Below are 11,011 nucleotides of genomic sequence, written 5' to 3'. Positions count from 1 at the left end.
TAACGGGGAATTGTTGGCTATTTAATGCTAATATTCGAAACATATAAGTTGAATTGCAAAACTATTAGTGGAGGCTTGGCTGAGAAGCTTAGAAAAAATATGGGTACTATATTTACTATTGGATATGAAGGAACAACCATATCTGATTTTTTGGATACGTTAAGAAGTAACCACATTGATGTTCTTCTTGATGTGAGAGAGTTCCCAATATCTAGGAAAAAAGGTTTTTCTAAAAATCAGCTTCGTTCTCATTTAGAAGTTGTTGGAATAGAATATAAGCACGAAAAGTCCCTTGGTTCACCCAAGCCAGTTAGAACAAGATTGTATGAATCAAAAAATTATAAAAATTTCTTTACTGAGTTTGACTTATATCTAAGCGATCAGAATGAAATTTTAGAGAGAGTTACATCTGAAGTGAGTGGAAACGTTGCTCTCATGTGCTTTGAAAAGGACGTAATGACTTGCCATCGAAAATCAGTAGCGCGTGAATTAAGCAAGCTAACTAGCTCAGCGGTCAGGCACCTGAAAGTGAATTAAGGACAAAATTTAAAATGGAAAGGATTCGAAAAAGCATATGCATCTTAGTTAAGGCTTACCCACAGCCCAGTCATAAATATGGTCAAACAGTTTGTTGTGCGGGTATAACGAATGAGGGTGAGTTCGTAAGATTGTATCCCATTCCATATATGTCATTAAATTCTAACCAAAAATTTGAACGCTTTGATTGGATAGAAGCGGAAGTTTGGCAGGACCGCAATACCGATTGGAGGCCAGAAAGCTATAAGGTTTTTCCTGACTCGATTAAAGTTATTAGCAAAGCTGCTTCTAAAGAGCACCATAAGCTATGGCTTTCATATGTGTCACCTAGTTTTCAGGATCTAAAGGATGAAAATCATAGTACTCAAAAAACTAGCTTAGGCATTGTGAGACCCGATCCTGCTTCTTTAAAGTTCCGAAAAGAAAATTATTCGAATAGCTCTGATGATGAAAAAGAATCAATCAATTTAATTAGAGAGCAACAGCTGTTATTTAGTAAAGGAGATGACTATAAGATCCCCCCACCTGAAACAGTTTTTAAGTATCGCTTTACTTCAGCTAAAACTAAGCATGATATGACTATTCATGATTGGGAAGTTCAAGCCGCTTACCATAAATTCAAACAACTATACCGTTCTGAAGCATTCGATAAGCTTTCCCAGAAATACCAACTCGAAATCCCATCAAGCAATTTGCATTTCATTATGGGGACTCAACTTTCAAGACCGCATCAATTTATGATTATTGGTTTACTGCGTTTTCAAGGGGATGGGTTAGCAATTGAAGCTCAAAAAGGGCTTTTTTAAACCACTGAACCTCTTCCTCTAATCTCTTGCCGCCAGATTCACTAATCTGGCGGCATGAAGACATCAAGCCCTTTACCTCTAGCAATACTCACCACCACAGCCGAGCCGGTTGCGGTACTTTCACTCGACTTAAAAGCCGATGCTAATGGCTGGCAGCAGCTATTACCTGCAGGGCAGTTTCGTGCCGTGGATGGCCGCCCGTTTGATGTACCAGGTAATCACTGGTTTATCGATGCGGAGGTGGCTAACCAGCTCATCGCGCTGGCTAATGATCGCACTAATGACCTTGTCATCGACTACGAACACCAAACCCTAAAAGCAGAAGAGAACGGCCAACCCGCACCTGCTGCCGGTTGGTTTAAAACAATGGAATGGCGCGAAGGTTCCGGTTTATGGATTAAACCGCAGTGGACACCTCGTGCAACTGACTTCATAAAAAACGGTGAGTACAAATACCTCTCCGCTGTTTTCCCTTACGACGCCACCACCGGACGCCTATTGCGGTTGCATTCGGCTGCGCTAGTTAATCGGCCAGGCATTGATGGCATGCAAGCTGTTGAAGCGCTGGCGGCTCTCTCCCTTAACCCTAAAACCCCCAATCCTGACTCTAAAAAGACGGAGCATTCAATGAATGAATTATTGAAGAAGATGCTGGTGCAATTAGGCATCCAAGTAGAAGAGGGCAAAGAGCCCGACGCTGCAGCAGTTCTCGCTGCACTTAGTGAGCTGCAAACGAAAGCAGGCTCAGCTGACACGCTAGCCACCGAAGTGGTCGCCCTTAAAGCGGGCAACACGCTTCCGATTGTAGATCCTGCTAAGTATGTGCCGGTCGAGGCGGTACACCAGTTACATGCACAGATTGCGGTGCTATCAGCTGAAGGCGCATCCACCCAACTGGATCAGGTTATCGATAAAGCTAAACAGGAAGGCAGGCTCGTTCCGGCGATGGAAGCCTGGGCACGTGACCTAGGTAAGCAAGATCTGGCAGTCCTGCAATCCTTCCTGGATAAGTCACAACCCATTGCAGCATTGGCAGCCATGCAGACTGATGGCAAAAAACCGGATGCCGACAACCCCGATCCGCTGGCCACCCTCAGCGCTGACGAGAAAAAAGTGTGTCTAGCCACCGGCATCTCTGAAGCAGACTTCCTTAAAACTAAGAAAGGTGATGCGTAATGTCAGCCCTCACTACTAACCGCAATACCCTACGCCGTGCGCAAGGCTCACACGTTGATCCAGTAGCCGCCGGTGCAGTGATTCATTCCGGTGCTTTGATTGTGCTTAACGCAACGAGCTTTGCTCAACCGGCCACGGCAGCCGCTGGCTTACGTATTCGCGGTGTGGCTGAACATGCCAGTAACAACGTAGCGGGGGCTGATGGCGCAGGCTCTATTGTCACCAAAGTGGGTGCGCACTTCTTGGCTAATGCCGGTGATATTGACCGTTCACACATCGGTTCCACTGCCTATATCTCAGATGATCAGACCGTGACAGCCGTCAGTACCGGTAGCTCTGTTGTTGGGCGTATTGAGGATGTTGAATCCGGTGGCGTGTGGGTCTTTATCGAGTAATCGATCAAGAGCATCCCTTACTTTAATTTTTGGAGAGACACATGGAAATCAATGCTAGCAACCTCAGCATTCTGAACACGGCGGTTAGAACGTCATTCAACAATGCCTTTGCGGGCGCGCAGTCACAATACCAGCGGGTAGCGACGGTGATCCCATCAACCGGTGCAGCCAACACCTATGCATGGCTGGGTAATTCTAGTCAGATCCGTGAATGGTTGGGCGAACGTGCAATTAACCGCTTGAAAGATCACGACTTCACCATCAAAAACCGTGAGTTTGAGAAGACCGAAGCCATTGCTCGTAATGCCATCGAAGACGATCAATTTGGTGTGTATACACCGCTGTTTGCACAGATGGGCCAAGATGCCGCCGAATTCCCGGACGTAATGGTTTTCGCGCTATTGAAAGAGGGCTTCTCTACGCCGTGCTACGACAAGCAAAACTTCTTCGATACCGATCACCCTGTCGGCAATGGTGATGCTGTTAAGTCCGTATCCAACATGCAAGCCGGTGCAGGTGAAGGCTGGTACTTACTCAGCACTAAGCGCGCTATCAAGCCGCTGATCTGGCAAACCCGCCGCCCATTCAACCTGGTGATGAAGAAAGACCCAAACAACTCAGATCATGTATTTATGACGAATGAGTTTATTTGGGGCACTGATGCTCGTTGTAATGCTGGCTTTGGCTTATGGCAGTTAGCGTTTGGCTCTAAAGCAGACCTGAATGAAGATAACTTCAATGCGGCGCGTATCGCCATGACCAAACTGAAAAACGATGCTGGTTCACCGCTGGGTGTTATTCCCGACCTCATGGTGGTTGGCCCAGACAATATGTCAAAGGCTGAGACATTGCTCGAAGCCATGAATAAAGCGAATGGTGCCAGCAACACCAGCTACAAAAAAGTAGAACTGCTCGTCTGCCCGTGGTTGGCATAAACCCCACACCCTTTATGTAGGTGGGGCTTAGCCCCGCCTCCTGTTACTCAGGAGAGATAATGAAATGCCTAAAACTATTATCAACCGTCATAACGCTAGTCATATCCGCATTACCGCCGCCGTTGAAGGTTTCCGCCGTGCCGGTATTGCGCATCCGGCAGAGCCTACCACTCGCCCAGTATCTGATTTTTCTAAAGGACAGCTGGAGCAGCTTCAAAGCGAGCCGCGCCTGGTCGTGGAGTTTGTCGAAGCGCCTGAAACAGATCAGGCAGACAACGAGGAAGGGACCGTGGGGCCGGACAGTGTGGGTGCAAAGTTGAAAGACATGACTGTCCCTGATCTAAAAGTGATTGCTGATGCTGGCAATATCCCTGGCTACAAAAGCATGGATAAACCCTCATTAATCACCGCGATTGAAGAATCCCGCAAAGCGAAGGAAGAAGCGTAATCATGTACGCCGTTAAAGCAGATATGACCACGCGCTTTGGTGAGGAGGAGCTGATCCTGCTCACCGATCACGATGCTGATGCCGGTGTGATTAATGATGCCGTATTGGATCAAGCTTTGGCTGATGCGAGTGCCGAGATCGATGGTTATTTAGGCGGGCGTTATACCTTGCCCTTACCAACGATACCGGCAGTACTTACACGCATTAGCTGTGATATTGCCCGCTACTTACTGCATGACGAACATGCGCCAGATCGCATTAAAGAGCGCTACGACGGTGCGGTGAGTTTCTTAACTAAGCTAGGCAAGGGCTCAATTAGTTTAGGTATGCCCGACGAAGGCGACGCCAGCCCTAGCAATAACACCGCACAAATCAGCAGTGCGGGCAGTGTGTTCAGTCGCCGGAACAGCAAGGACTTTATCTGATGCTTGATCTGCAGGAGGACTATTTAGCCGCTGAAGGCCACTTAGTCGAAAAGCTCGGATCAATCGAGGGTATCCGTAAAGTTTATTGCTCCTGCGACCTGGCAGAGATGAAAGAAGAAGCTCAAAACACACCCGCACTACATGTGATCTACAACGGCGACACTGTGACAAATAATGCGCAAGGAGGCGCGTTATCTCATCCGAAACAAACATGGGTGATCGTGCTCGCTGTCAACCTGCGCAAAAAAGGCGAAGCCGGTGTGCTGCTAGCCAAAGTGCTTAAACACATGGCTGGAGCGCATGGGCCGTTAGGCAGTTTTAAGCGAGTAAACGCTGGTCGGCCTAGTTTTACCCGAGGCTTTGGTTATTACCCTATGGCCTATGAAATTACTTTCCGCGTTAAACGTTAATTTAATAATCAACAGGAGAACGCCATGAGCGGACTACTCTTAGCAGGCGATGTGTATTTTGATCGCTTTGATGCCACCGGAAACGCCACAGGATTAGTCGGGCCGTTGAATGCCACACAGCTGCAGATCAACACCCCCTCTGAATCCAAAGACCGTTCCTCTAAAAAGAAACTCTCATACGGCCAAGCCTTAGACAGTGTCACCATTGCTCAGCCGAGCGAACTAGCCATCGCGTTTGATGATCAGCCCGCAGAGATGCTGGCCATGGCGTTGCTGGGTGAGATTGATGCGATTAATCAGGGTGCAGGAAACGTAGCCGATGCGGTTGTCAGCGTATTAGCGAAAGGCCGCTGGACAAAGTTAGTGCATAGTAATCTGGCCGAAGCAGGCATCAGTGCAAAGCTGGCCTCAGATGATAGCCCCGTCAGTGCGGCGGCTTATGAGATCAACTATGCCGCTGGTTTAGTCCGCGCTGTGGCCGGAGGTGTATTAGAAGCAGGCGTAGATATCAAACTCACCTACGATCACGCAGCCATTGCAGGCTCTCGTATTAACGGCGGCATTCGCCCCACCATTCGTGCCCGTATCTTTCTGGACGGTATCAACTTAGCCACCGGCTTACCCGTTAAGTGCGATATTCCCGAAGTCTCACTGGCACCCACCGCCGCAGTTGATTTGATGGCCAGCGAGTACGTCACCACCACGCTCGGCGGTAAAGTCCTTCTGCGTAACGGTGAAACAGCCCCCTTCTACCTTGATCAAGAAGACTAATCCGTCATGGCTTTGCGCGAAACAGCACTCTCCATTGTTATTAGGGCGCGTGATCTATCCAGCAATGTGCTGGGTAGATTTCGGCGTGCGATAAACGGTACCGGCGAAGCGTCTGATACAGCGGGACAGCAAGTTGAGAAGTTAACCCGAAGAGTCATCGCCCTCGCTGGAACCTACCTGGGCATCAATGCGCTGAAAAAAGCCATTGGCGGCATTATTGGCACCGGCGCTCGGTTCGAGCAACTCGAAACGCAGATCAATTCCATGATGGGGTCTATTGAAGCCGGTGAAGCAGCCACGGCTTGGATTAAAGACTTCGCTTCTAAAACCCCGACCGATCTTGCCGGTGTAACCGAAGGCTTTATTAAGCTGAAAGCTCTAGGGATCGATCCAATGAATGGCAGCTATCAAGCCATTATCGACCAAACCTCTAAGCTAGGTTTTACCCAGGAGAAAATGGAAGGCGTCATTCTTGCCGTGGGCCAGGCATGGACAAAACAGAAACTCCAGCAAGAAGAAGCAAACCAGCTGATCGAGCGTGGTGTACCGGTGTGGGATCTGCTCGCCAAAGCCACCGGTAAGAACACAGCCGAACTACAAAAGCTTAGCTCTGCAGGTAAGTTAGGTCGCAAAGAGATCAAGTTGTTCATTGATGAGATGGGCCGATCTTCTCAGGGCGCAGCTGCTGAACAGATGCGTACCTGGAACGGCTTAGTTAGTAATATTAAAGACTCTTGGACAAACTTCGTCGGTCAGATCGCCGATGCCGGTATCTTCGATTTCGCTAAAGACCAGCTTCAAGAGTTAACCGTACTGGCAGCAAAGATGGCCGCCGACGGTCGTTTAAAAGAGTACGCCCAGCAGATCTCTGATTATTTGGTGAAAGTAGCAACACGCACCAAAGACTTTGTTAATGATGCGGTAGCCAACTTCGATCTCATTGTGAGCGGTGCTGAAAAAACAGTGGCTGGGTTCTCGCTGATATTTAACGGTTTTACGGCGGGCGTTAAAACCATTGGCGGGTCTGTTTCTTCTGCAATATCGGTCATCCTGAGTTCATTAGCCAGCGGCCTTGAAGCCGCACAGCTGGATGATGCTGCCGCAAACCTGCGTATCAAAGCCGGTGCCATGGCAGCGGTGAGCGATGCTTTTAAGAAAGAACTAGAGCAAGATTCAAAGGACATTAAAGCCGCATGGGATACGCTCAACGGCCAAAGTTTTAGCGATGCAGAGCAAGCGGTCACTGCCTTAGCAACGATCTCTGAGACGACCAAAACCAAAATTGTTAGCAATTTCGAGTCTATTGCCAACAGTGCCACATCAAGCAGCGAACAGATCCGTAATGCTTTTATTGATGGCATCAACACAGAATCAGACGTTACCGCACTTGCCGCCCGCTTCAGTGAACTAGGTGCCGAGGGTCGCGTCTCAGCAGATCATATTGTTCAAGGGTTAGATCTGGTATCTGGCGCGTTAGATAACATTACCGAAAAAGCAGAGAGTGCCAAAAGTGCCGTTAATGGTATTACGACATCGACACAAGGTATTAAAGACCATCTCGCCGCACTGGATGAGGCTGCTAAGTCACAAGAAAAGAAAGCAACCGCCACCAAAAAAGATACCGGTGCCGTTGAAAACAACACCGCCGCCACCGATAAAAATACCGAATCTGTCCGCGCTAACCGTGGTGCAGCCCTATCGCTAGCAGGCAAAACCGGTGCAGCCTGGGACGCGGCCAGCGAGCAAATGGGGGCCGCGTATGATCGCCTGGCTGATGGTATGGCGAATGCCGTTAACAAGTTTGGTAGCCTCCCACGTGCGGCGTTCTCCTACGTGAAAGACTTTGCGGATGCCTATTGGCGTGCTGAAGAAGCCGCTGTCAGTTTGCAAAAATCTTATGATCAGCAGCAAACATCACTGGAACGCCATCTATCAAGCCTGACCGATGCTGATGCTGTAACAGAGGAAATGGTTGAGAAGGCAGAGCAAGCCGTTAACTCATTCGATTTACTCGGTGATCAGCAGCTAGCCCCTTTGCGTAGTGCCATCTCAGCGATCAAATCAGATATGGACAGCCTGACTGACTCGTTAGAAAGCACCGTCGATGGTTTGCGTGATGAATTAGACCGGCTCAATGGAGATGCAGTAGCGATTGAAGAGCGGGCTTATCAGCGAAAGCGTGAGGCACTGCAAGAACAGTCCGACCTTGCATATAAGCAGAACAATAGCGATGCATCATCAGAAGCACGAACAGCCCTTCGCCTATTAGAGCAGACCTATCAAATAAAGCGGAATAAGGCACAAGCGCAACAAGCGGCTGAGCAGCAAGCCGCCACCCATACACCAGCCCCTAGCAGCAAAACTACGCCCAATAAGACCGTACGCGTGGAGTTTCAAAACGCCACCGGTGGCACCTACACCGGCGACTTTGATAATGACGGTGCAACGCAACTTTTGGCACAACTTGAAGGTGCGAGGTTTGTTTCCTCATGAACACCTTAGATGCGATTACCTTACCCGATGACCTAATCTGGCCGGATGAGCTGGAATGGCTTCCGGTAGAACAAACCACCGACTACGCCACAGGTGGCTCGCTCATCATTCAAACCGGCGTAAAGCTGGCCGGACGGCCCATTAATTTGAGCGGATTGGTTACACGCAGCGCGCTGTTAAATCTACGCACACTGGCTGCTACACCGGCAGAACACACCCTTACTTTTAATGGCGTGGCTTACACCGTGCGCTTTCGTTATGTCGATGGGGCTATTGCTGCCCGCGAGCTGGTTGGCTACGCCGATCCAGACGCCAACGACTACTACGACACCACTTTACGCTTTATCGAGGTTTAACCGATGATTACCCGCAACGATATCCGCTTATACAAAGCCCAGGACAATACCGACAATGATAACGGCGGCGGATCTATGACCGGCGTTGAAATCGTAGATGGTGAGATAAACAACCTGTTTCCTGATATTTCGCGTATCGATACGGTTAATGGCGATGTCGCCCTGCGCAAGATGTTTCCAGCTGTCATTACAGAGAACACCGATATTTACTACGGCGCACATGCCATCGTTAGAAGTAACCCCGCAGATGACCGAGTGTCTGTCGTGTTAGCGCACACCAACGACCCACATGACACTCGGATACAAGCACAATCGCGGGTTGAGTCGTATTTATCGCTGAGTTATGAGGCGATTTTTTACCTTTACGGCAACCATGTAGAAGGCATGAAGGCACTGACTTTTTTGTCCCGCCCTGAAAATGACTCGCCCGAGATTGGTGAGGTTTACGTGATCAAAGATGGTGTTAATACACAGTATGTCCGCGTGCAAGGGGTTGATGACCAAGAGGTAATTTTGAGCCATTCGTCAGGATCGGGCTTTACCGATTACAAACGAAAGCTATCCGTTGTTACGATTACACAAAAATTAGAATACGATTTTGCGGGCTCTGCATTTAACCCGGGCGGCAATGTTTCCGCCGTCAATACGTATCATACCGCTATTGCAAACGCGACAAAGTTCTATGGCACAAAAACACTCACTGAAGATTTCACCACAGCGCAAACAGGGCTAGTTATTGATTCAATTCATCAGCAATTAGTACCTTCAACATTGCAGCAGACACCTATGGTCAACAAACAAGGCACGCCAGATCTGAATGTGCTGTTGACGGCAACTGACCTTAATGAGTACTCGAATTTACTGCCTACTTATGCCGACAAAATAGCCACTCCCTCCCAGGCATGGTATCCAAAACCTGCTAATAATTACTCAGTCGAATTAACGACGGGTATGCCTATAGAGCCAGGATCAATAGCGCCTATTTTTGGTGCTATTGATGATGGTTCAGGAGTAATGACAGGTACAAGTTATGGATTCTCGGCGCGAATCGACTATATCAATGGCATTCTTTACACAAAAGCAACGTCTCTAGTTAGTACCCAGATAGCCGTTTCATTTACACCAACCTCGATTGCTACTGTGCCCGCTAAATTTACGTCATTCATTGATATAACAACGCTCAACAACAGCTTGGTTTTTGTGAAAAACATCTCACCGCCACCTTCACCCGCGTCATTGCGAATCGATTTTCGCAGTGGTGGAAAATGGTATCGCATTGAGTCTACAGGGCTTACTCAGTTGGGAGGCGATCCCGATATAGGCGTAGGTGCGGTAGCTTATAACGGCGACGGCACGGCAACGATATCAGTCACGCTGGGTGCTGAGCCGGATGTAGGCTCTAAAATCATTTATACATGGGCGTCGGCGTGGGGATATAAAAGCCTAGTAGGCGACTATGACCCACATGAATCGTATGAAATACAGCTTCCCCTTGCAGCTGAGAACATTAACAAAATCAGCCTAGAGTTTACGTATAACGCTGTGGTGAAAGCCGTATGGAACGGAAAGACATTCACTACGGTGTCGGGGAATGGCGGTATCAACGCAGTATTTGATAGCGCGACCAACAAGATTATCGTCAGTGAATTTGTTTACGCCGGTCTTGTGATCATTCCGACATATTTTAAATATGACTACGATGTGGATGCAGGCGCCGGCAGTGAGTACACGCCACAGACCACAACAAACGTGCCTGATGGCTCCGGTGTTGTCACTGTATTGGTTGGAGCAATGGCCAGTGGTGATTTTTATATCAGCTACCCCGTTGTCATGGATTATTTAGGGGCCAGCACGACATTTACCGCTATGGTTAATAATGTTGGCCAGTTATTCTCGCTATCGCAAGGCAGCACCTATATTAGCCTGGCTTCTGTTTTTAGTAGTCCAACACCAACCCTTTCAAACTGGGTGGTTAATACGGGCGCAGGCACTGTTGTTTTTCATCCAACGGATGGGTTATCAAGCGGCATCAAAACCACCACCGTCACCACTCCTGTTTATACAGAGCCCGATATCGTTGTGCGTGTTCCGCCGGAAGATGATTCCGGCCCTGGTATAGCAACCCCACCTGTGGTCGATCCTGTTAGCCCTGGTCCTGGATTACCTACACCAGCCCCAGCGCCCTCGAAACTAAAAATACAGTGGAGAGCGGCACCGCCTGGCCCATAGTCAACTTACTTAGCAAAGGTCTGCAATCTC

At 48.7% G+C, this 11,011-nt stretch carries 12 protein-coding genes; all 12 read left to right on the top strand.

The window, feature by feature from the left end; genetic code table 11:
• Window positions 1-75 precede the first annotated feature (75 nt).
• On the top strand, window positions 76-537 hold the full coding sequence (locus QZZ55_RS07750; RefSeq protein ID WP_293266751.1) for a DUF488 domain-containing protein: 462 nt from the start codon (window positions 76-78) through the stop codon (window positions 535-537).
• 14 nt (window positions 538-551) lie between these two features.
• Complete coding sequence (locus QZZ55_RS07745) at window positions 552-1,343, top strand: hypothetical protein (RefSeq protein ID WP_293266750.1); 792 nt, start codon at window positions 552-554, stop codon at window positions 1,341-1,343.
• 54 nt (window positions 1,344-1,397) lie between these two features.
• Window positions 1,398-2,519: a phage protease gene (locus QZZ55_RS07740; RefSeq protein WP_293266749.1), complete on the top strand. Its 1,122-nt coding sequence runs from the start codon at window positions 1,398-1,400 to the stop codon at window positions 2,517-2,519.
• Window positions 2,519-2,914: a hypothetical protein gene (locus QZZ55_RS07735; RefSeq protein WP_293266748.1), complete on the top strand. Its 396-nt coding sequence runs from the start codon at window positions 2,519-2,521 to the stop codon at window positions 2,912-2,914. The genes QZZ55_RS07740 and QZZ55_RS07735 overlap by 1 nt, the downstream gene beginning before the upstream one ends.
• Window positions 2,915-2,955: 41 nt before the next feature.
• Window positions 2,956-3,849 carry a Mu-like prophage major head subunit gpT family protein gene (locus tag QZZ55_RS07730; protein WP_293266747.1) on the top strand — a complete coding sequence of 298 codons (894 nt, stop codon included), beginning with the start codon at window positions 2,956-2,958 and terminating at the stop codon, window positions 3,847-3,849.
• Between the two features lie 64 nt (window positions 3,850-3,913).
• Complete coding sequence (locus tag QZZ55_RS07725) at window positions 3,914-4,297, top strand: HI1506-related protein (protein WP_293266746.1); 384 nt, start codon at window positions 3,914-3,916, stop codon at window positions 4,295-4,297.
• A 2-nt stretch (window positions 4,298-4,299) separates the two neighbouring features.
• Complete coding sequence (locus tag QZZ55_RS07720; protein ID WP_293266745.1) at window positions 4,300-4,722, top strand: phage protein Gp36 family protein; 423 nt, start codon at window positions 4,300-4,302, stop codon at window positions 4,720-4,722.
• Window positions 4,722-5,132 carry a hypothetical protein gene (locus tag QZZ55_RS07715; RefSeq protein ID WP_293266744.1) on the top strand — a complete coding sequence of 137 codons (411 nt, stop codon included), beginning with the start codon at window positions 4,722-4,724 and terminating at the stop codon, window positions 5,130-5,132. Before QZZ55_RS07720 ends, QZZ55_RS07715 begins: the two co-directional genes overlap by 1 nt.
• A gap of 24 nt (window positions 5,133-5,156) precedes the next feature.
• Entirely contained in the window at window positions 5,157-5,903 is a 747-nt protein-coding gene (locus QZZ55_RS07710) for a hypothetical protein (protein WP_293266743.1), read from the top strand.
• Window positions 5,904-5,909: 6 nt separating this feature from the next.
• Window positions 5,910-8,396, top strand: coding sequence for a tape measure protein (locus QZZ55_RS07705; protein ID WP_293266742.1), 2,487 nt, complete (start codon window positions 5,910-5,912; stop codon window positions 8,394-8,396).
• Window positions 8,393-8,752, top strand: a complete 360-nt coding sequence (locus tag QZZ55_RS07700; RefSeq protein ID WP_293266741.1) for a hypothetical protein — start codon at window positions 8,393-8,395, stop codon at window positions 8,750-8,752. Before QZZ55_RS07705 ends, QZZ55_RS07700 begins: the two co-directional genes overlap by 4 nt.
• A 3-nt stretch (window positions 8,753-8,755) precedes the next feature.
• Window positions 8,756-10,981: a hypothetical protein gene (locus QZZ55_RS07695; protein ID WP_293266740.1), complete on the top strand. Its 2,226-nt coding sequence runs from the start codon at window positions 8,756-8,758 to the stop codon at window positions 10,979-10,981.
• The last annotated feature ends 30 nt before the right edge of the window (window positions 10,982-11,011 follow it).

The sequence above is a fragment of the Neptunomonas sp. genome, assembly GCF_016744175.1.
Taxonomy (GTDB): domain Bacteria; phylum Pseudomonadota; class Gammaproteobacteria; order Pseudomonadales; family Balneatricaceae; genus Neptunomonas.
Note: the sequence above shows the minus strand (reverse complement) of the source record. Positions and strands in the feature narration are given on the sequence as shown.